Here is a 20,160-nt window from a genome sequence, read left to right on the forward strand (position 1 = left end):
CGACAAGGGGCAGGGGCGCCCGCCTGCGCGATCCGACCGCCCCCGAGGGCCGGATCGCGGGGCCGGCTCTGCCGGCCTCAGCGGGCGCCCCTTCACATGTCGGCATGGCGGGCCCTACCCCCCGGTCAAGGGCCCGACAGCCGTGGCGACCTGTGCGGTCGCCGTGAGGCCGGCGCATCAGACCTGCTCCGGGCCGTGCGGCCCGCCCCCCGATGCGCCGGTAGTGGCTCTCCGATGCCGAAACACTACGGTCGCGATCTTGCGGGAGAAACCCTCTTCAAGTACAGCTCGTCGAACGGTCCGTAGTCAGCGATATACGGAGAGTGCTAATGCGACGAGTGGTTGCCGGGAAGCGACGAGCGGTAGGTTCCGGGGTTCGACAGGTGCTCGGGCAGGTGCATCCTGGCCATCATCCGCCCCACGCCACGGGGGATCCGACCCGGTGTGACCAGGGAAGTCGCCACCATCGAGGCGAAGGCGACGGGCACGGCGACGGGCACGGGGTTGGAGGTGAGCGCGCCCATTTTCACGCCCGCCTGTTCGCAGGCGACGAGCGCCGCCGTCACTCCCCCGCCCAGCGCGAACCCGGCCGCCGCTCCCACGTCCGTCAGCCGCCGCCACCAGATCCCGAGCACGAGCAGCGGGCAGAAGGTCGCGGCTGAAAGGCTGAAGCCGAGCAGGACGAGCGCCACCGACGCCCTCGGCGCGGTGCCGGCGGTCAGGGCCAGCGCCGCCAGCAGGACCACGGCCACGCCCAGGCGGAAGGAGCCGCCGCCCGCCCTGGTCAGGCAGGCCGACATCGCGCCGCCGACAGCCACCAGCACGCCCCCCGTGGTGGCCAGGAAGGCCGCGAACGCTCCGGCGGCCAGCACCCCGGTGAGCGCCTCCCCCGCAGTCCCCGGGAGCATCCTGGCGGGCAGCAGCAGCACGACCTCGTCCGCCGCCGCGCCGGACACGTGCGCCTGCCCCAGGATCCCGTACAGCGGCGGCACGAGGCAGAAGACGGCCAGCATGACCTGGGTCGCCACGATGGACCGCCTGGCGCTGCGCCCGTCCCTGTTGGTGTAGAGGCGCACGATCACGTGCGGCAGTCCCATGGTGCCCAGCGCGCAGGCCAGCAGCACGCTCAGCACCCCGGGCAGCGACGGGTCGCCGGCCCCCGCCGTCCCGCCCTCCCCGGCCCGGTAGACCCCTTCGAACCAGGCCAGCGGCCGCGAGCCGGACGTCCACCAGCAGACCGCCCCGACGCCCAGGAACACGATCAGCTTCAGCCAGAACTGCGCGGCCTGCACGCTGGTCACGCTCCCGAGGCCGCCCGCCAGGGCCACGGCCAGCGCCGCCCCCGCCACGGCCGCCCAGCCCAGCCAGGGCGGCAGGCCGGTCAGCAGCCGCACCGCGACCCCGGCCGCGTGAAGCTGCGCCACCAGGAACGTCAGCCCGATGACGAGCACGAAGCAGGTGGTGAAGCGGCGCAGCCGGGCCGACCTGAGCCGCCACTCCGCGAAGTCGGGCAGCGTGTACGTGCCCGCCCGCCGCAACGGCGCGACCACGAGGGCGAGGATGACGACGAACCCGGCGGAGGCCCCCATGGGGTACCACACCATCGGCCCGCCACGGGTGGCGATGAGCCCGGCCGCGCCCAGGCAGGCGGCGGCCGAGGTGAACTCCGAGGTGATCGCGGCGCCGTTCCACCAGGCGGGCACGACCCTGGCCGCGACGTAGAAGTCGGAGGCGCCGCTGGAGCGGCGTGGTCGCGCGGCGCCCACCATGACGCCCAGAACCAGCACGAAGGCGATCCCGGTCAGCACCGCGACGTTCATCCGGCCGGCCACCCCGGCCGAGGCGCGCTCATGTCTCCAGCCGCTCCGCCCGCCGCAGGTGCAGCACGGCCAGCCCCACCCAGGCGCCCTGCACGCCCAGCGACAGCGCCGCCCAGGCCCAGGGGACGGGCGCCCAGGCGGCGGCCACGGGCACGCCCACCAGCAGCCCGGCGACGGCGCCCACCGTCAGCAGCGCCTGCCGTGACTGCCGCCCGACGATCGCCGGCACGTCGGGCACGCCCCCGTCCGGGTCGAACCGGTCGCGGGCCCGCCCGAGCGCGGCCGGGCTGCGAGAGACCACCACCCGGCGCTCCGGGTGCGCACTCACGAGCCCTCCTCCGTCGGCCTCATGATTCCCTGCTCACTGATGACCTCGACAAGCTCGGTCATGAACCCTCCTCCGTCGGGCCCATGTTCCCCTGCTCACCGATGACCTCGACAAGCTCGCTCATGAACCCTCCTCCGTCGGGCCCATGTTCCCCTGCTCACCGATGACCTCGACAAGCTCGCTCATGAACCCTCCTCCGTCGGGCCCATGTTCCCCTGCTCACCGATGACCTCGACAAGCTCGGTCAAGAGATCACGTCCCTGTGCTGGAGTACGAGCTGCTCGCGCACCTGTCTGCTGTGCCGGCGGCTGACCTGCAGGGTTTCCGTGCCGACCGTGACCGTCACCCGCCCGCCCTCGAACCGCAGCTCGCTGACGTGCCGCCCCGCCACCAGCGTGCTGCGGTGGATCCTGATGAATCCGGCCGCCGACCAGCGCCGCTCCAGCGCCGCCAGCGACATGCGCACCAGGTAGCTGCCGTCGACGGTGTGCAGCCGCACGTAGTCGCCCTTGGCCTCGGCGTACCAGACGGCCTGCTGCGGCACGAACCGGGTGCGCCCGCCCAGCTCGACCGGGATGACGTCGTCGTGTCCCGGCTCGGGGGTGGGCGCGGTGGCGACCTCAAGCCGGCGTACGGCCTCCGACAGGCGTTCGGCCCTGACCGGTTTGAGCAGGTAGTCGACCGCCTCCAGCTCGAACGCCTGCACCGCGCACTCCTCGTGGGCCGTCACGAACACCAGCCTGGGCGGGGCGGGGAAGCCGCCGACCAGCCTGGCCAGGTCGAGCCCGTCCAGGCCGGGCATCCTGACGTCGAGGAACACCCCGTCGAGCCGCTCGCCCCCGCCGATCATCTGGACCATGTCCTGCAGGGCCGTGACGCCGTCGGCGGCGGTGGTGACGTGTTCGATCCGTTCGTCCTGGCGCAACAGGTAGGCGAGCTCCTCCAGAGCGGGCACCTCGTCGTCGACGGCCAAGACTCTCAGCATGTTCACCACGCTGCCGCATGAAGGCAAAGGTCACAAGCGACACGCCAGCAGAGCGTAAGGACATGACTACAATGAGATGAGTTGGGTCTTGGGCACGCGCAGCCGCACCTTGGTGCCGGCGCCGAGCGCGGTCTCGACCACCAGCCCGTAGCCGTCGCCGTAGATCTGGCGCATCCTCAGGTCCACGTTCGCCAGGCCGATGCCGCTGCCTTCGCGGGCGGGGTCCTCGTCGAGCATGCGGCGGGCGCACTCCGGGTCCATGCCCGTGCCGTCGTCCTCGACCGTGATGTGCGCCTCGGGTCCGGCGTCGCGGACGACGACCCGCACCTCGCCGGTGTCGCCCCGGCCGCGCATGCCGTGCTTGATGGCGTTCTCGACCAGGGGTTGCAGGCACAGGAACGGCACGGGCACGGGCAGCACCTCGGGCGCCACCTGCACGCTGAAGCGCAGCTTGTCGCCGAAGCGGGCCCGCTCCAGCAGCAGGTAGCGGTCGACGCAGGTCAGCTCGTCGGCCAGGGTGGTGAAGTCGTGGGCCCTGCGCAGGGCGTAGCGGGAGAAGTCGGCGAAGTCGAGCAGGAGTTCGCGGGCGCGGCCCGGGTTCGTGCGGACGAAGGAGGCGATCGTGGTCAGCGCGTTGTAGACGAAGTGCGGCGAGATCTGCGCCCGCAGCGCGCGCATCTCGGCCTCCAGGGCGCGCCGCCGCAGGGAGTCGAGGCCGGCCAGTTCGAGCTGGCCGGAGACCCACCTGGCGACCTCGGTGACGGTGCGCACCAGGGCGGCGCTCACCTTGTCGTCGAAGGCCGCCAGCGCCCCGACGACCGTGCCGTCCACGATCAGGGGCACCACGACCGCCCCGCGCGGCTCGCCCGCGAACACCTGCGTCCGCCCTGCCGACAGCGCCGCGCGGGCGTAGGCGAGCACTTCTTCCGCGCGCGGCCCGGCCCAGGCCAGCGCGGCGTCGGTCGAGGTGATCGCGACTGCCTGGGTGCCGAGCAGCGCGTGCAGATGCCGTACGGCCTTGCGGGCGGAGTCGCGGGTGAGCCCGCCGCGCAGGGCCGGGGCGGCCATCGCGGCCAGGTGCAGGGTGGTGAACGCCGCCTCGTCCGCCCGGTGGTCTTCGCTCACCCCGTCGCGGCACCACGGAGCCCGGGAGACCCAGAAGCCGAGAAGGAAGGTCAGAAGGGGCAGCACCACGCACACGGTGGTCAGCATGCGGGCAACCGTAGCGGGCGGCGGACCGTGTTCGGGGGAAGACCCGCCGTAAGGCCTAGGCAGGGCCCTCGCCGGGTTCTTCCTGGTAGGAGTAGCGCTGTTCGCGCCAGGGGTCGGCGATGTTGTGGTAGCCGCGTTCCTCCCAGAAGCCCCGGCGGTCTTCGAGGAGGTATTCGATGGCGCGGACCCATTTGACGCTCTTCCACGCGTACAGGTGGGGCACCACGATGCGCACGGGGAAGCCGCGGTCGGGGCTGAGCGGCTTCTCGTCGAGCTCCATGGCGAACAGCGTGTCGGGCGCGAGGAAGTCGGACATGCGCAGGTTGGCGCCGTAGCCGTACTCGGCCCAGATCATCACGTGGTGCACGCCGGGGTCGGGCGGGGCCGCCTCCATGATCGTGGCGGGGGTGACGCCGCGCCACTCGTTGCCCATGAGGGAGAACTTGGTGACGCAGTGGAAGTCGGCCAGGCACGTCGTGCGGGGCAGCCGCTCGAACTCGGGCCAGGCCAGGCAGTGTTCCTCGCCCGAGGCGGTGGCCCCGAACACGCGGAAGTCCCAGCTCTCGGGTTTGAACTGGGGGACTCTGCCGTAGTGGATCACAGGTCGGCCGCGCGGGACGTACTGGCCTGGAGGCAGGCGCGGCTCCTCCACGATCACTCCCCTCACGGTTGTCGCGTCTTGGGCCATCCTGCCACCGGATCTCCGGCGCCTTGCGGGCGGGTACGGCCCGCCCGCGCCGACGCGCGGTTGCTACTCAGCGGTAACTTGAGTATCCGGCCTCATGCGGCGGCCCATCGCCCGGACCGACGATGGCCGCATGACAAAAACCATTCAACCCACGCAGACCACCGCGTACTACGTACAGGCCGTCCTGTCGTTCGTCGTCTCGCTGTCCGCCGTGGCCATCGCGCTGTTCTATCTGCCCACCGCCGGGTGGATCAGGGCGTTCCTCGGGCTCGGGCTGCTGTACGTCGTCACCTCGACCATCACGCTGTGCAAGGTCGTGCGCGACCGGCAGGAGCTGGCCGAGGTCAGCAACCGCGTCGACCAGGCCAGGCTGGACAAGCTGCTGGCCGAGCACGACCCGTTCAAGGTCGACGCCTGACCTCGGCTAGAGCGTGTACTCCTGGATCGAGTCGGCGAGTTGCACGCACAGCTCCTCGGCGTCGAGCCGCTTCTCGATCTGCTTCAGATCCTCGATCTTGGCCCGGGTCTCGGCTCGCTTGGGGGCGAGCAGGGTGCAGCAGTCTTCGTCGGGCAGCTCCGAGATCTCCAGCGTGCCGATGCGCCGGGCCTCGGCCATGATCTCGGTCTTGTCCCAGCCCACCAGCGGGCGCAGGATCGGCAGCTCCACCGCGTTGTCCTGGGCGGTGATGTTGGCCAGGGTCTGCGAGGAGACCTGGCCGAGCGCGTCGCCGGTGATCAGCGCGGAGGCGCGGATGCGGTGGGCGACCTCCTCGGCCGTCTTGAGCATGAGCCGCCGCTGCGCGATCACGGCCAGGCGGTCCTGGCCCGAGTTGCGGATCGACTGCTGCGCCTTGCCGAACGGCACCACCCACAGCCGCGACCTGCCCTGGAACCTGTCGAGCTTCCTGACCAGCGCGTAGGCCTTGTAGATCGACTCGGAGGTGGTGAACGGGATGCCGGAGAAGTGCAGGAAGTCGACGTGCAGGCCGCGCCGCATCATCCGGTAGGCCGCCACCGGCGAGTCGATCCCGCCCGACATCAGCACCAGCGCCCGGCCGCTGCTGCCGACCGGCAAGCCGCCCTGGCCGGGGATGCCGCCGGTGAAGACGAACACCTCGTCCCTGTCGACCTCGATGGAGACCGTCAGCTCGGGGTTCTTCAGGTCGACCGGCAGGCCGTACTCGTCGTTGATGGCGCCGCCCACGAGCCGGTCGAGCTCGTTGGAGCGCAGCGGGAAGCGCTTGTCGCGACGGCGCGAGCGCACCGCGAACCGGGCGCCGCGCTTGGCCTCCTCGCTCTCGCCGACCAGTTCGAGACCGGCCTTGAGCACGGTGTCGGGGTCTTTGGCGACCCGCCAGGCCCGGTGGATCCAGACCAGGCCGGGCACGTCGGCGACCCGCTGGGCCACGGCCTCGGCCTGCTCGGCGGTGGCGCCCTGGGGCAGGAAGATCGCGATCACGCCGTGCCGCTTGCGCACGTCGACCTTGAGGTCGACCGTCTGGAGCGCCTCACGGATGTTGCTGATCAGGCGGCGTTCGAACAGCTCGCGGTTCTTGCCCTTGAGGACGATCTCGCCCAGCTTGAGCAGAACGCACGGCTCGCCCAGGGCGGACATCGTCATGGTGGAACCTCCGGGAAGACAGGGAAAACGCGACGTTGTGGGCAACGTTGCGATCCCTCGAGTTTAGTCCGCGTCCAGCCCTCGCTCGATCGCATATCGGACCAGCTCCACCCGGTTGTGGAGCTGGAGCTTGCCGAGGGTGTTCTGCACGTGGTTCTGCACGGTCCTGTGGGAGAGCACGAGACGTTCGGCGATCTGCCTGTACGACAGGCCCTTGGCCACCAGTCTGAGCACCTCCGTCTCGCGGTCGGTCAGTCGCGGGCCTTCGACGGGCGCCGGTTGCGCCGCCAGCCGCCGGTACTCGCCCAGCACGAGCCCGGCCAGGCCCGGGGTGAACACGGCGTCGCCGTCCGCGGTGCGGCGTACCGCCTCCAGGAACTCCTCCCTGCTGGCCGACTTCACCAAATACCCGGACGCGCCCGCCTTGACCGCTTCCAGCACGTCCTCCTGCTCGGCGCTGGCCGACAACACCAGCACCCGGGGCGGGGACGCCGCGGCGGCCATCCCGGCCGCCACCTCCGCACCCGACATGTCGGGCAGCCTCAGGTCGAGCACCACGACGTCGGGCCGCACCGCCCCGGCCGCCCTGATCGCCTGCCCGCCCTCGCCGACGGTGGCCACGACCTCGTAACCGGCCTCGGTCAAGTCCCGCGCCACGCCGTCACGCCACATGGGATGATCGTCCACCACCATGACCCGCACCATGCCGCCACTGTACGGCGCTCCCCCCTTCGAGCGGGCACTGCGACCGGGGTTACGTGGGGAGGGTGATCTCGATCTCGGTGCCCTGGCCGGGGATGCTGACGATGGAGACTTCGCCGCCCAATTCGGCCACGCGGCCGCGGATGGATCGGGCCACCCCCATGCGGCCGTCGGCGAGCGCCTCGTCCAGGCGTCCGTCCGGGATGCCCGGTCCGTCGTCGCGGATGCTGACGGTCACGGTCCCCTCCCCCGACTCCGCCAGCACCCAGGCCCGCGCCTCGGGCCCGCAGTGCGCGCGTACGTTGTCCAGGGCCGCGCCCACCGCCGCCGACGCCCCCTGGGCGACCTCCAGGGGCAGCACCAGCGGCGTCGCCGGCGTCGAGACCATCACCTCGGAAGAGCCGTGACGCAGCAGGAGCGGGCGCAGATCCGCCGCGCCCTTCGCGGAAGAAACCGCCTGCCTTGAAGGAGGGGTTCCCAGGATGAGCTGGCGCAGGGCGGCCTCTTGGGCGCCGGCCAGGCGTCCGAGCTCGGCGGCCTCCCCGCCGATCTCGCGCCCGCGCCGCCGCACCATGGCCAGCACCTGCAGCACCGAGTCGTGGATGTCCCTGGCCAGCCGCTCCCGCTCGCGCTGGGCGGCCTCCATCTCGGCGGCCAGCTGCATGCGCTCCTCCGCCTGTTTGGCCAGCCGGGCCACGTGGCCGACCACGACGCCTGTCAGGAAGAGCAGGACCGCCCCGTTGATGAGGACGGGATCGTCACCGGCGCGCGCCCGCAGCCATAAGTCACCGGCCGAAACGCCGGCCGCCGCGACGGCCCCCGCGCGCCTGCCCCCGTACACGGCCCAGGCCAGCACGGGCCCGGCCACCCATGTCGCGGGGACCGGCATGACGCCCTCCGCCCCCTGCCTGACCCCTTCGACGTACGGGGTGGTCAGCAGGCACGCCAGCGCGACGAGCAGGTCGATGCCCAGCAGCGGCCACCGGCGCAGCGACGCGGCCGCGTAGGCGAACGTCGCCCCCGCCGTCCACAGCGCCATCACGCCGATCACCAGCCAGCCGAGGACCGGCTCCTCGTACCCCCTGTGCTGGGCCATCAGCACGGCCGCGTACACGAGCGAGGCGACGCGGAAGACCGCGATCGCCCGCCAGAAGGGCCCTTCGATACCCATGAGTCCTTCTCATGTTTCCGACACGCAAGTTTACAGATATTTGCAGTATCCAAGCGAAAGGGACATCCGAGATGGCACAATCCGGAGACCCCTAAATGCAAGGAACCGATAGATGACCGCTGTCAATCATTTCACTTACGGTCTGCTCACGCCGTTGCTCGCCTACGTGATGTCGTGCATCGGCTCCATGCTCGGGCTGCGGCTCACCGCACAGGCGCATGCCTCGCGTGGCGGGGCCCGGGTGCGGTGGCTGCTCGGCGCGGCCATCTCCATCGGCGGCACCGGCATCTGGGTCATGCACTTCATCGCCATGATGGGCTTCCAGGTGGACGGCACCCAGATCAAGTACGACGTGTGGCTCACGGCGGCCTCCGCCCTGGTGGCCATCGTGGTCGTGGGCGCCGGCCTGTTCCTGGTCTCGCACGGGGGCGGCCGCGTCCTGGCCCTGCTCGGCGGCGGCCTGCTCACGGGGCTCGGCGTGGCCTCGATGCACTACCTGGGCATGTACGCGATGAACATGTCCGCGCACGTCTCCTACGACCGAATCACCGTGGCGGCCTCCGTTGCCATCGCCGTGGTCGCGGCGACGGTCGCGCTGTGGTTCACGATGCGGGTCAAGAAGACCGTCTGGATCACCGGCGCCGCCCTCGTCATGGGCGTGGCCGTGTCCGGAATGCACTACACCGGCATGTACGCCATGCACGTCACCGTCGACTCCAAGCCCGGCGTCCTGCACGGGGCCGACGCCCTCGACTTCCTCGTGCCCCTCATGACCGTGATCAGCCTGATCACGCTGACCATGCTCCTCATGGTGATCCTGTCCCCGTCGGAGGAGGAACTGCACGAGGACGCCGAACTCGTCGCCAAGCTCGAACTGCGCCGCCGCACCCAGCAGCAGGAGCAACTCACCTATCCCGCCCCGGCGCAGCAGCAGCCGATGCAGGCACGCAGAAGGTAGTTGCGCGAGCGACAAATCCCCGTTCATACTCCCTTATCGGTGCGTCGGGATGATGGGTGGGGCATGTCGCCGATTGACCATTTTTCGTATGGGCTCATAACGCCTGTTCTCGCCTACGTCATGTCCAGCGTCGGCTCCATGCTCGGGCTCCTGCTGGCCTCCCGCGCACGCCTGGTCGGCGGCCGTGAGGGCAGGTTCTGGCTGGTCGGCGCGGCGATCGCGATCGGCGGCACGGGCATCTGGACGATGCACTTCATCGCCATGACGGGCTTCTCCGTCACCGGCTCGGCGATCCGGTACGACGTGCCGCTCACGGCCGCCTCCGCGATCATCGCGATCGTCTTCGTGGCCATCGGCCTGTTCGTGGCCTCCCACGGCGGCGACCGCCTGGGCTACCTGCTCGGCGGCGGCATCCTGACGGGCTCGGGCGTGGCGGCCATGCACTACCTCGGCATGGCCGCCATGAACATGCCCGGCCAGGCCGTCTTCGACCCCGTGCTGGTCTCGCTGTCGGTGCTGATCGCGGTGGCGGCGGCCACGGTGGCGCTCTGGTTCGCGCTGCGGGTCAGCGGCGCGCTCAGGATCGGCGGAGCGGCGCTGGTCATGGGCGTGGCGGTCTCCGGCATGCACTACACGGGGATGTTCTCGATGTCGGTGCGTCCGCACGCGCACATGGGGCCCTTGACGGGCGCCAGGCCCATCGACTTCCTGCTGCCGCTGATCGTCGGCATCAGCGTGATCACCGTCGGGCTGCTGCTCGCCGTCGTCCTGTCGCCGTCGGAGAAGGAACTGCGCAGCGAGGCGGAGTTCAAACGGCGGGAGCGCGGACGCGACGAGGGCGTGCCAGAAGTGGATCTCTTCGGCACGCCCCGGCGATGAGCTATGTCCTGGGTACGGCCCACGCCGCGTAGTGGGCCGCCGACTCGCAGCGGCGTAAGCCGTACCCTGAGCGGGTTGTAGCGGAAACCCCGCTGACTCAGAAGGTACGGCCCGCCGCTTGCAAGCCGCTTTCACTCAGCCGAAGAACACCTCGGCCTCGGAGTAGCGCGAGACCGGCACGGTCTTCAGCTCGGCGGTGGCCTCATCCAGCCCGACGCGGATGATGTCGGTGGCGCGCAGCGCGACCATCTTGCCGTAGTCGCCCTCGTGGGCCGCGTCGATGGCCTGCAGCCCGAACCTGGTGGCCAGCACCCGGTCGTAGGCCGTCGGGGTGCCGCCGCGCTGGATGTGGCCGAGCACGGTCGTGCGGGCCTCCTTGCCGGTGCGCTTCTCGATCTCCTTGGCCAGCATCTCGCCGATGCCGCCGAGCCGTACGTGGCCGAAGGCGTCGAGTTCGCCCGCCTGCAGCTCCATCTGGCCCTCTATCGGGTGCGCGCCTTCGGCGACCACGACGATCGGCGAGTAGCGGGTGCGGAAGCGGGACTCGACGTACTCGCAGACCCGTTCGATGTCGAACGGCTTCTCCGGGATGAGGATCACGTTCGCGCCGGCCGCCATGCCCGCGTGCAGGGCGATCCAGCCCGCGTGCCGGCCCATGACCTCGCAGATGAGCGCCCGGTGGTGGGACTCGGCGGTGGTGTGCAGCCGGTCGATGGCCTCCATCGCGATGTTGACGGCCGTGTCGAAGCCGAAGGTGTAGTCGGTGCCCGACAGGTCGTTGTCGATGGTCTTGGGCACGCCCACGACGTTCACGCCGCGGTCGTAGAGCTGCTTGGCCACGCCGAGCGTGTCCTCGCCGCCGATGGCGATCAGGGCGTCCACGCCGGTGGTGGCGAGGTTCTCCTTGATCCGGTCGACGCCGCCCTCGATCTTGATCGGGTTGGTGCGGGAGGAGCCCAGAATGGTCCCGCCCCGTGGCAGGATGCCGCGTACGGCCTGGATGTCGAGCGGCATCGTGTCGCCTTCGAGTGGGCCGCGCCAGCCGTCGCGGTAGCCCACGAACTCGTGACCGTAGACGCTCACCCCCTTCCGCACCACGGCCCTGATCACGGCGTTGAGACCGGGGCAGTCGCCGCCCCCGGTCAACACTCCTATACGCATGGCGGGTTCCTCCCGACGGGGTTCACGAACCAGAATCGCATTGTGCCCGTCGGCGCGGGCAGTGGTCTAGACCAAACGCAAGAGTGCGCACCTTAAACCCCTATGGGGAGACGATTTCGTGAGCGTGCTGGCCACCACAACTAGGGTGACCGCCCTCATAGTTACCGAAAACGGGCAGATCATGCCCGACAGCTACGAAGCTCCGTCAACCTAGGGTTGACGCATGCGCGCCGTCAACCTATGGTTGACGATATGGACACCGTCGTTCGTCTTGACGAACTCATCACCGCGATCAAAGTCCGGCACCCGGAGGGCGACCCGCTCGGCGAGTTGTCCGACGCCGTGACGCTGGGCGAGTACATCGGCGAGGTGGCCGACCACCTGATCGGCCACTTCGTCGACCAGGCCAGGCGCTCCGGCGCCTCCTGGACCGACATCGGGCGCAGCATGGGCGTCAGCAAACAGGCCGCGCAGAAGCGGTTCGTCCCCAAGGAGGGCGGCGGCTCCGGCCCCCTGGCCGACGACCTGCCCAACTACCGCCGCTACACCAAGAGGGCACGCGGTGCCGTGCTCAAGGCCCGGGAGGCCGCGCAGGCGTCCGGGCACGACGTCATCGAGGTCGGACACCTGGTTCTGGGCCTGCTGGGCGAGCCCGAGGGGCTGGCGGCCAGGGCGATGGTGACACTCGGGGCGTCGCCGGAGGCGTCCGAGGCCGCCGTGCTGGCCACGCTCGGCCCGGCGGACACACCGGCCTCCTCCGAGCCCCCTCAGACCCCGTCCGCGCCTCCTCAGGGGCCGCGGTTCTCCGCGCAGAGCAGGAAGGTGCTGGACCTGGCGCCGCGCGAGGCGCTGCTGCTCGACCACAACTTCGTGGGCACCGAGCACGTCCTGCTCGGCGTCCTGTCGCTGGAGAACGAGCCCGTCGTGCGATCGCTGGCGGCCCTGGGGGTGACCAGGAAGCCGGCCGAGCAGGAGATCATGCGGCTCATCGGGGAGTTGCTGACCGCGCGGGACGGCTCCTAGGGACGCCCCGCCGGGCCCTCGGCGAACCTGGTCAGCAGGTTGATCGTCGATCGGCGGGTGAAGGCGGCGGCGGCCTCGTTCACCCCGTGGCCGCACCGCCTTCCTCGCATCGCGCACACCCAGCGCATCGTCCCCGAGGCGAACACCCCCGCCCCGCCCGGCGCCGTGTAGTAGGTGCTGTGACTGACGGTGGCCCGGCCGCCGCACGTGAGCGGCGACTCGGCCAGCACCTGGACGTTGTCCGGGGAGCCCTGCGACACCTTGTCCGTCTCCACGCCGAGCATGCCGGGGAAGTTCCGCCCCCGGGTGCCGGCGAAGATCCAGTGGCCGGGCCTGCTCACCCGGTAGGCGCCCTCGGCGGGGAAGCAGTCGTACATCTGCCCCACCAGTTCGCTCTCCGGCCGCGAGGCCCGCCACAGCTCGCACAGGCGCACCTTGTCGCAGGCGAGTGTCCTGCCGTGCATGGCGACGCGCCAGTAGACCGCGTTGGCGCCGAGGAAGGCCAGGTTCACGCCGTGGTCCCTGGCCTCGGTGACGACCGTGCGCATGCCGGGCGACCAGTACTCGTCGTGGCCGAGCGAGACCACCGCGCGGGCGCCGTCGAGCGCGCCCGGCGTGAGGTCGAGGTTGGTCAGGTACGCCAGCGGCACGCCGCTCTGCTCGGCCACGGCCAGGGCGTCCTTCTCGAAGGCGAGGAAGAGCCGGGCTCCGGCGCCGTCGTAGGGGCGGTCGAAGGTGACGGCCCTGGAGCGGTCGTCGTACCCGCCGGGGCCCTTGTAGAGGCTGTGGCCGCCCCACAGGTTGTAGGCCTGCCAGGTGGTGACCGCGTTCACGATCACCACGCGGCCCCGGGTGGAGGCCGAGCGGACGGTGACGGGCACGTAGCGCTGGGCGCCGGAGGAGGCGTCGAGTCTGACCAGGTACGCGCCCTCCCGCCAGCCGGTGGTGTCGACGGTCAGCGACCTGGACCAGTGGGTGGCGGTCACGGTGCCGTCCACGACCCTGGCCGGCGCCTGGCGCACGCCCCTGACCTGGGCGGACTCCCACACTTTGGCTGGGTTCGCGCCCATGCGGAAGGCGCTGGCGGAAAAGCGCGGCGCGGTCGTCGAGACGTGCAGCCCGAACCGCCCTCCCGGCAGGACGCTCACCTCGTCGGCGTAGCCCTCGATCTCGTGTTCGGCGCCGTGCCGGGTGATGCGCCACGATTCCTGCACGTCCATGACCGGCGACGGCGCCGGAGCGACGGCCGCCGGCCGGGGCGGTTCGGGGGGCGGCGCGGCGGTGCAGCCGGCCGCCAGCAGGACGAGAACAACCAAGATCCTCAGCACAGGCCCATGGTCACGACCGGGCGGGGCGCGGGGCCGCGACTTGGCCAACTCCTTACATGATCAGCACGCAGGCCGGGCTTTCCACCTCATACACCTGGCCGGTGGGCTCGGGGACGCCGTCCTTGAGCGCGAAGACGGCCACGCCGCCCGAGTACTGGTTCGCCACGTACATGCGGTCGCCGTCGATCGCGAAGTGCCGGGGCCAGTCGCCGCCCGACGGCACCTCGGCCACCGGCGACAGGTCGTCGGCGCGCAACACGCCGATCGTGTCGGGGCCGCGGTTGGCGACATAGACGAAGTCGCCGTGCAGCTCCAGGTGGGAGGGCTGGTTCTTGTCCCCGGAACGGGAGGCGGGCACGATCGTGTGCCGGTCGCCGTCGATGACGGTGACGGTGCCGGCGAGTTCGCCCGCCACGTACAGGCGTGATCCGGCGAAGGCGAAGTGACGCGGGCCGGTGCCGGGAGCCAGCGTGATCGGCTCCAGCGGGGCGCCGTCGTAGGTGTAGCGGCGGATCTCGTCGGTGCCCAGGTCGGAGACGTGCAGGATGTCGTCGTGGAAGACGGCCTGGTGGGCGTGCGGGCCCTTCTGGCGCTCGGGGTCGGGGCCCGAGCCCTCGTGACGCAGCACGATCGGCTCTCCGGTGAACGCGCCGCGCCCGTCGAGCCGGCACAGCAGGGCGGTGCCGTCGCCGTAGTTGGCCGCCGCGAGCAGGGTCCCCGTGGGGTCCACGGCCACGTGGCAGGGGCTGTCGCCCTCGCTGGGCCGCTCGTCCAGCGGGCGCGGCGCGTCCCCGGTCTCGAAGGCGGTGAGCCAGCCGCGCTCCAGCTCGCCCACCGCGTACAGCACGGGCAGGGCGGGGTGGGCGGCAAGGAACGACGGCGAGGCCACTCTGGTCAGACCGCCGCCGATCGTGACGATGCCGGGGCCGTAGCCGCCTATGGAGATTTTCACAACACGTCCTTCGCATGGTTGACTATGGCAATGAATTCGTTGACTGAATCAAGGGTCTCTGAGGTCAGAGCCTTCAACCGGTTCTATACGAAGGTGATCGGCGCGCTCCAGACCGGCCTGCTCGACTCGCCGTACTCGCTGACCGAGGCGCGGGTGCTGTTCGAGCTCGCCCAGAGCGGGCTCATGGAGACCGGCGAGCTGCGCGGGCTGCTCGGCCTCGACGCGGGCTACCTCAGCAGGATCATGACCAGGTTCGAGGGCGACGGGCTGATCACGCGCGAACGGTCGGCGTCGGACGCGCGCAAGCAGATCGTCCGGCTCACGCCCGCCGGCGCGCAGATCTTCGCCGACCTCGACCGGCGCTCCGGGCAGGAGATCGAGCGGCTGCTGGCCGCTCTGCCGGACGAAGACCAGAAGCGCCTGGTCTCCGGCATGGCGACGATCAGGGCGCTGCTCGGCCCCCCGGAACGGCGCGAGCCGTACGTGATCAGGCCCCCGCGCCCCGGCGACCTGGGCTGGGTGGCCTACCGGCACGGCGTCCTGTACGGCGCCGAGTACGGCTGGGGCACCGACTTCGAGCAGCTCGTGGCCAGGATCGTCGGCGATCTCGACCTCTCGCGGGACGCCGGGTGGATCGCCGAGGTCGACGGGCAGCGGGCCGGATGCGTGTTCTGCGTGCGGGTCGACCACAAGACGGCCAAGCTGCGGATGCTGCTGGTCGAGCCGTCCGCCCGAGGGCTGGGCATCGGTCGGGCGCTGGTGCGGGAGTGCCTGCGGCACGCCAGGTCGCAGGGCTGCGAACGGATCACGTTGTGGACGCGCGACTGCCTGGTGAGCGCGCGGCGTCTCTACCAGGCAGCCGGGTTCGAGCTGGAGTCACAGGAGAAGGGGGTGGACAACGGCGTCGAGGTCACCGAGGAGCTGTGGTCGCTCGACCTGAAGGCCACCAGTTGAGCGGGCCCGCCAGGCGCATCAGGCTCGGCACCAGCACCGCCCTGATCACGGTCGCGTCCACCAGCACCGCCACGGCCATGCCGACGCCCAGCATCTGCACGAACGCCACCTGGGCCGAGGCGTAGGCGGCGAAGGTGAGCGCCAGGATCCCGCCCGCGGCGGTGATCAGCGGCGCGCCGCGCTGCAGCCCGGTGGCCACGGCCTCCTCCGTGTCGCCCGTCCTGTCGTACTCCTCCTTGATCCGTGACAGCAGGAACACCTCGTAGTCCATGGACAACCCGTAGGCGATGCAGAGCATCAGGATCGGGATGCTCGGATCGAGCGTGCCCGTGGGGGTGAAGCCGAGCAGGCCGGACAGGTTGCCGTCCTGGAAGATCCAGACGATGGCGCCGAACATGACGCCGAGGCTGAGGACGTTCAACAGGGTCGCCTTCAGCGGGATGATCAGGCTGCGCGTCATGAGGAACAGGACGGCGAAGCTCACGCCCAGCATGAGCGCCAGCACCAGCGGCAGGCGGTCCACGACCGAGGCGCGGTAGTCCGACAGCTCCGCGGGGTAGCCGCCGACCAGCACCTCGAAGGGCGGCTCGACCGAGCGGACGGACTCCACCAGGCGTACGGGGTCGTCGGACAGGGCCTCGGCCGACGGCACCACCGACAGCCAGGTGCCCCGGCCCTGCGCCTGGAACCGGGCCTGGTCGCCGTCGCCGACCCGGCGGCCGTCGGCGAAGGAACCGGAGGCGGAGTCGACCTGGGCCACACCGGGGAGTTGCGACAGGGCCGTGGCGTACGACGACACGTCGCCCGTCGTGGCCTTCGCCGAGATCACCTGGATGGCGTCGGTCTCCTCCGCGGGGAACGACTGCCGGATGATCTCCTGGGTCTGCCGCGCGGACGCCTCGGGGGGCAGGATGCGGTCGTCGGCCGCGCCGAAACGCAGGCCGAGGAAGGGCGAGGCCAGCAGCAGGAGCACGGCCGTGGCCAGGCCGCCGAACACCAGCGGGCGGCGCATCACCCGCACGGCCAGCCCGTGCCAGAAGCCGGAGTCCCGCTCGGGCCTGACCCGCCTGGGCAGCATGGAGCCGCCGACGGTCGCCAGGACGGCGGGCAGCACCAGCACCGCCGCGACGAGCCCGCCGATGACGACGGCGATGCCCGCGTAGGCGAAAGAGCGCAGGAAGTCGAACGGCAGCGCGAACAGCACCGCCAGGGATGTGGCCACGGTGAGCCCGCTGAACAGCACGGTCCTGCCGGCGTGTTCGACGGCCCCGGCGACCGCGCTCGCCCGGTCCTTGCCCTTGCGCGTCTCTTCGCGGAAACGCTGGATGACGAACAGGCAGTAGTCGATGCCGAGCCCGAGGCCCATGGCCAGAGTGAGGTTCAGGGCGAAGGTGGAGATGTCGGCGAACAGCAGGACGCCCCGCAGCAGGGCCAGCCCGATCGCCATCGCGAACAGGCCGGCCAGGATCGGCACCAGAGCCGCCATGACCCGCCGCTGGTAGAGCCAGAGCAGCACGAACGCCAGCGGGAAGATGACCAGTTCGGCGCGGACGAAGTCCTGCCTGGCCAGCGGCACCGTCTCACGGAAGACCTCCTCCCCTCCCCCGGAGCGCACCTGGAGCAGGTCAGAGCCCTTGGTGATCTCCGGCACGAGCGTGGGCAGGATCTGGGCGCGCACGTGGTCGGCGTCGCCCGGGATGCGCACGACGATCAGCGCGTGCCGGCCGTCCTGGCTGCGCAGCGTGGCGGGCTTGCCGCGGGTCCAGTACGAGGCGGCCTCGGCGACGCCCTCCCCGCGTCCGACCCGCTCGGTCAGCTGCCTGCCCTCGGCCTCGACCGCCGGGTCGTCCACCGTGCCGTTCCTGGCGGTCACCAGGAAGATCATGTCGGGGCTGCCCGTGCCGAAGCGTTCGACCAGCTCGGCCTGCGCCCTGTCGGACTCCGAGCCCGGCGCCTCGAACCTGGCCAGCGACAGCCCCGACACGGCCCCCGCCGCGAGCACCGCCGCCACGATCAGGCCGAGCAGGGACAGAGAGAGCACGAGCCTGCGGCGGCGGACCAGGAGGAAGCCCAGCCTGCGCAGCGGCGGCTCGGCAGCGGCCTGGCGGCGGGGCCTGGCCCGCGTGTCCACCGCCATCACGGACGCGGTCCCAGCGCCTCGAGGCGAGAACGCTCGCGGATGCCTGCGGAGTCCGGGTCGCGGACGGTGGCGACCGCGCGATCGCCCCTCCTCGCCGGCGTGAGCGCCGTCAGCGGGCCGAACTCGCCGTCGCACCACGCGACCAGCACGGTTGTCATGGGGCCTCCCCGAAGAAACTCGGTAAACTACTCGTGTTTTCTGCACCCAGAAATACAAGTAAAAGCTCGCATTTGTCAACGAGGAGACCCATGGCTGAACGCACGGTCCGTCGGCAGGCGCGCGGCCTCAAGCGCATGGCCGAGATCCTCGACGCCGCCGAGTCGGTGATCGCCGAGGTCGGTTACCCGGACATGACGACGAACCAGGTCGCCGCGCGCGCCGGAATGTCGCCCGGGTCGCTGTACCAGTTCTTCCGCAACAAGGAGGAGATCCTGGACGGGCTGGTGTCCCGCTACACCGACGAGCGCCAGGAGTTCTGGGCCGCCCAGCTCGCCGCCGTCTCCCCGAAGGTCCCGCTGGAGGCGCTGGTCGGGCAGTTCGTGGACGAGAGCGTGCGCTTCAAGAGCGCCTCGCCGGCGTACTGGTCGCTGCTGTACGGCACCGCCACCGGCGATCAACTCGTCGCGGCCTCGCAGCGGCTGCACGACGACATCGCCCGCCAGGTCGCCGCCATGCTCCGCCGCCGCTCCCCCGACCTGCCGGAGGAGCGGGCACTGCTCACCGGCACGATGGCGCTGGCCATGGTGAAGGCGGTCATGCCGATGATCACCACGACGACGTCTGAACGCGGCGCCGAACTGGTCGCGGAACTGAAGCTCATGCTGGTGCGCTACCTGAGCTGAAGCTTGTGCCGGTGCGCCACCTCAGCGCGAGCTCGTGTCAGTGCGCTCCCTCAGGTGAAGCTCGTGCCGGTACGCCGCCTCAGCCGTGCCGGAAAGGGCCCGCCACCTCGAACGTGTGCCCCTCCGTGCGGCCGCGCCTGGCCGAGAAGTAGAGCCGTTCGCCGCCGGGCGAGAACGCCAGCCCCGTCAGCTCGGCCCCGTCGTGCCCTTCGAGCCTGAGGAACGGGGTGACCGCCCGGTCCGGCGCGATGACGTCGATCTCCGTCGTCTCCCTGGCGACGTAGAGGTCGCCCGAGGGCGCGGCGGTGATGGCGCGCACACCCGCGCACAGACGGTCGAGCGTGGAGGTCTGCGCGTCGTAGGCCCACAGGCCCGTATCGCCCTTGGTCGTGAAGTAGCAGACCCCGCCGACGTAGTGGCAGCCGTCGCCGCCGTCGAAGTGGCGGGCGTCCTCGACCTGGTGGCGGGACGCCTTGAGCAGCGCCGCAGGCGAGGGCACCTGCTGCCACTGGCCCGAGGCGCACAACACCTCCAGCGTGCCCTCGGTCAGGTCGCCCCAGTCGCTGGGCCTGAACCGGTAGAAGCAGCCGTCGGTCTCGTCCTCGGTCATGTAGATCACGTGCCGCTCCGGGTCGCAGGCGGCGGCCTCGTGCTTGAAGCGGCCCATGGCCAGGCGGGGACGGGCCGCGCGGGCGCCGTACGGGTCGCACTCGAAGACGCGGCCCCGGTGGCCGAGCTCGCACGACAACCACGTGTGCCACGGCGTGGCGCCGCCCGCGCAGTTGAGGTCGGTGCCCGACAGGATCCTGTAGGCGTCGGCGACGCTGCCGTCGGCGTGGAAACGCAGGGCCGAGGCACCCCCGAGCAGGGGCAGCTCGGAATTGGACACGTAGATCCAGCCGGCGCCGTCGGGGAAACAGGCGCCGCCGTCAGGAGCGGAGTGCCAGGTCAGCCCGGCCACCTTACGGCCGGAGCGGGCCACCACCCTGCCGGTGAAACCCGCGGGCAGCGCGAGACCGTCGTCGCCCGCCAGGCCGAGCGGTCCGTACGGGCTGGTGCCGCCCGCCAAGAGCGGGCCCGTGCGGAGGAGAGTCTTCTGGGACATCGTGGGGCCTCCCTCTAGGTGCCACGCTAGTGGACCGCACCGACATGAATGGCAAGGACTCGCGACATCAAATTCTGCGCAAACCCAGTGACCGCGCTACCCGAGTGTCACGTTCCGTACGTCTGACGCGGCTACAAGCCTCCTCCGACTCGTGGCCGGGTACGCGCCGCAACCTCGGCCTGGACGAGGTCACATGGGATTGCCGGGTCGACGCCCGCACGGCGGAGCGGCCCACCTGGGCCACCGGTTACGGAACTCGGCCTAGCGCCGCAAACGCTCCCCGTAGACGCC

20 protein-coding genes are annotated in these 20,160 nt (G+C 70.9%); 6 read left to right on the plus strand and 14 right to left on the minus strand.

The features are described from left to right. Positions 1–326 precede the first annotated feature (326 nt). From ACFOY2_RS10565 to ACFOY2_RS10585, 5 genes are all read right to left on the minus strand, one after another. The gene (locus tag ACFOY2_RS10565; RefSeq protein ID WP_379527772.1) at positions 327–1,820 is read right to left on the minus strand and encodes a sodium:solute symporter family transporter; all 1,494 of its coding nucleotides are present in this window, start codon (positions 1,818–1,820) and stop codon (positions 327–329) included. A gap of 28 nt (positions 1,821–1,848) precedes the next feature. After that, positions 1,849–2,148 (minus strand): hypothetical protein, encoded by a 300-nt coding sequence (locus ACFOY2_RS10570; RefSeq protein WP_379527773.1) that lies wholly within the window; start codon positions 2,146–2,148, stop codon positions 1,849–1,851. Positions 2,149–2,392: 244 nt separating this feature from the next. Further along, the gene (locus tag ACFOY2_RS10575) at positions 2,393–3,133 is read right to left on the minus strand and encodes a LytR/AlgR family response regulator transcription factor (protein ID WP_379527774.1); all 741 of its coding nucleotides are present in this window, start codon (positions 3,131–3,133) and stop codon (positions 2,393–2,395) included. Positions 3,134–3,199: 66 nt separating this feature from the next. After that, complete coding sequence (locus tag ACFOY2_RS10580) at positions 3,200–4,345, minus strand: sensor histidine kinase (RefSeq protein ID WP_379527775.1); 1,146 nt, start codon at positions 4,343–4,345, stop codon at positions 3,200–3,202. Positions 4,346–4,400: 55 nt separating this feature from the next. After that, positions 4,401–5,033 carry a molybdopterin-dependent oxidoreductase gene (locus ACFOY2_RS10585; protein ID WP_379527776.1) on the minus strand — a complete coding sequence of 211 codons (633 nt, stop codon included), beginning with the start codon at positions 5,031–5,033 and terminating at the stop codon, positions 4,401–4,403. 130 nt (positions 5,034–5,163) lie between these two features. Here ACFOY2_RS10585 and ACFOY2_RS10590 point away from each other — a divergent pair, with 130 nt between their 5' ends. Beyond that, positions 5,164–5,451: a YiaA/YiaB family inner membrane protein gene (locus ACFOY2_RS10590; protein WP_379527777.1), complete on the plus strand. Its 288-nt coding sequence runs from the start codon at positions 5,164–5,166 to the stop codon at positions 5,449–5,451. A gap of 6 nt (positions 5,452–5,457) precedes the next feature. Here ACFOY2_RS10590 and thiI read toward each other — a convergent pair whose 3' ends face one another. The 3 genes from thiI to macS all read right to left on the minus strand — a co-directional run bounded on the left by thiI (position 5,458) and on the right by macS (position 8,527). Next, positions 5,458–6,654: a tRNA uracil 4-sulfurtransferase ThiI gene (thiI, locus tag ACFOY2_RS10595; RefSeq protein WP_379527778.1), complete on the minus strand. Its 1,197-nt coding sequence runs from the start codon at positions 6,652–6,654 to the stop codon at positions 5,458–5,460. Positions 6,655–6,717: 63 nt separating this feature from the next. Next, positions 6,718–7,359, minus strand: coding sequence for a response regulator (locus tag ACFOY2_RS10600; protein WP_379527779.1), 642 nt, complete (start codon positions 7,357–7,359; stop codon positions 6,718–6,720). Positions 7,360–7,408: 49 nt separating this feature from the next. Then, the gene (gene macS / locus ACFOY2_RS10605) at positions 7,409–8,527 is read right to left on the minus strand and encodes a MacS family sensor histidine kinase (RefSeq protein ID WP_379527780.1); all 1,119 of its coding nucleotides are present in this window, start codon (positions 8,525–8,527) and stop codon (positions 7,409–7,411) included. A gap of 112 nt (positions 8,528–8,639) precedes the next feature. Between macS and ACFOY2_RS10610 the strand changes: the two genes are divergently transcribed. Both ACFOY2_RS10610 and ACFOY2_RS10615 read left to right on the plus strand, forming a co-directional pair. Continuing rightward, on the plus strand, positions 8,640–9,485 hold the full coding sequence (locus ACFOY2_RS10610; RefSeq protein WP_379527781.1) for an MHYT domain-containing protein: 846 nt from the start codon (positions 8,640–8,642) through the stop codon (positions 9,483–9,485). A gap of 138 nt (positions 9,486–9,623) precedes the next feature. After that, positions 9,624–10,364 carry an MHYT domain-containing protein gene (locus ACFOY2_RS10615; RefSeq protein WP_379527782.1) on the plus strand — a complete coding sequence of 247 codons (741 nt, stop codon included), beginning with the start codon at positions 9,624–9,626 and terminating at the stop codon, positions 10,362–10,364. 135 nt (positions 10,365–10,499) lie between these two features. On the opposite strand, the gene ACFOY2_RS10620 is transcribed toward ACFOY2_RS10615, so the two are convergent. Continuing rightward, positions 10,500–11,525 (minus strand): 6-phosphofructokinase, encoded by a 1,026-nt coding sequence (locus tag ACFOY2_RS10620; protein ID WP_357805910.1) that lies wholly within the window; start codon positions 11,523–11,525, stop codon positions 10,500–10,502. A 252-nt stretch (positions 11,526–11,777) separates the two neighbouring features. Here ACFOY2_RS10620 and ACFOY2_RS10625 point away from each other — a divergent pair, with 252 nt between their 5' ends. After that, entirely contained in the window at positions 11,778–12,548 is a 771-nt protein-coding gene (locus ACFOY2_RS10625) for a Clp protease N-terminal domain-containing protein (protein ID WP_379527783.1), read from the plus strand. Here the strand turns inward: ACFOY2_RS10625 and ACFOY2_RS10630 are convergent. Further along, positions 12,545–13,864: a N,N-dimethylformamidase beta subunit family domain-containing protein gene (locus tag ACFOY2_RS10630; RefSeq protein ID WP_379527784.1), complete on the minus strand. Its 1,320-nt coding sequence runs from the start codon at positions 13,862–13,864 to the stop codon at positions 12,545–12,547. The two genes, ACFOY2_RS10625 and ACFOY2_RS10630, sit on opposite strands and share 4 nt — an antisense overlap. 64 nt (positions 13,865–13,928) lie before the next feature. Then, positions 13,929–14,828 (minus strand): lactonase family protein, encoded by a 900-nt coding sequence (locus ACFOY2_RS10635; RefSeq protein WP_379527785.1) that lies wholly within the window; start codon positions 14,826–14,828, stop codon positions 13,929–13,931. A 93-nt stretch (positions 14,829–14,921) separates the two neighbouring features. Here ACFOY2_RS10635 and ACFOY2_RS10640 point away from each other — a divergent pair, with 93 nt between their 5' ends. After that, a complete protein-coding gene (locus tag ACFOY2_RS10640) occupies positions 14,922–15,782 on the plus strand; it encodes a bifunctional helix-turn-helix transcriptional regulator/GNAT family N-acetyltransferase (protein ID WP_379527786.1) in 861 nt (286 codons plus the stop codon). On the opposite strand, the gene ACFOY2_RS10645 is transcribed toward ACFOY2_RS10640, so the two are convergent. Both ACFOY2_RS10645 and ACFOY2_RS10650 read right to left on the minus strand, forming a co-directional pair. Beyond that, positions 15,739–17,919, minus strand: coding sequence for an MMPL family transporter (locus ACFOY2_RS10645; protein WP_379527787.1), 2,181 nt, complete (start codon positions 17,917–17,919; stop codon positions 15,739–15,741). The two genes, ACFOY2_RS10640 and ACFOY2_RS10645, sit on opposite strands and share 44 nt — an antisense overlap. Further along, entirely contained in the window at positions 17,919–18,080 is a 162-nt protein-coding gene (locus tag ACFOY2_RS10650) for a hypothetical protein (RefSeq protein ID WP_379527788.1), read from the minus strand. Before ACFOY2_RS10650 ends, ACFOY2_RS10645 begins: the two co-directional genes overlap by 1 nt. Positions 18,081–18,170: 90 nt before the next feature. Here ACFOY2_RS10650 and ACFOY2_RS10655 point away from each other — a divergent pair, with 90 nt between their 5' ends. Beyond that, positions 18,171–18,764, plus strand: a complete 594-nt coding sequence (locus tag ACFOY2_RS10655; RefSeq protein WP_379527789.1) for a TetR/AcrR family transcriptional regulator — start codon at positions 18,171–18,173, stop codon at positions 18,762–18,764. A gap of 79 nt (positions 18,765–18,843) precedes the next feature. Here ACFOY2_RS10655 and ACFOY2_RS10660 read toward each other — a convergent pair whose 3' ends face one another. Then, the gene (locus tag ACFOY2_RS10660; RefSeq protein ID WP_357805897.1) at positions 18,844–19,869 is read right to left on the minus strand and encodes an alkaline phosphatase PhoX; all 1,026 of its coding nucleotides are present in this window, start codon (positions 19,867–19,869) and stop codon (positions 18,844–18,846) included. Positions 19,870–20,160 lie beyond the last annotated feature (291 nt).

This window comes from Nonomuraea purpurea (genome assembly GCF_042650645.1).
In the GTDB taxonomy this organism is placed as follows: Bacteria; Actinomycetota; Actinomycetes; order Streptosporangiales; family Streptosporangiaceae; genus Nonomuraea; species Nonomuraea purpurea.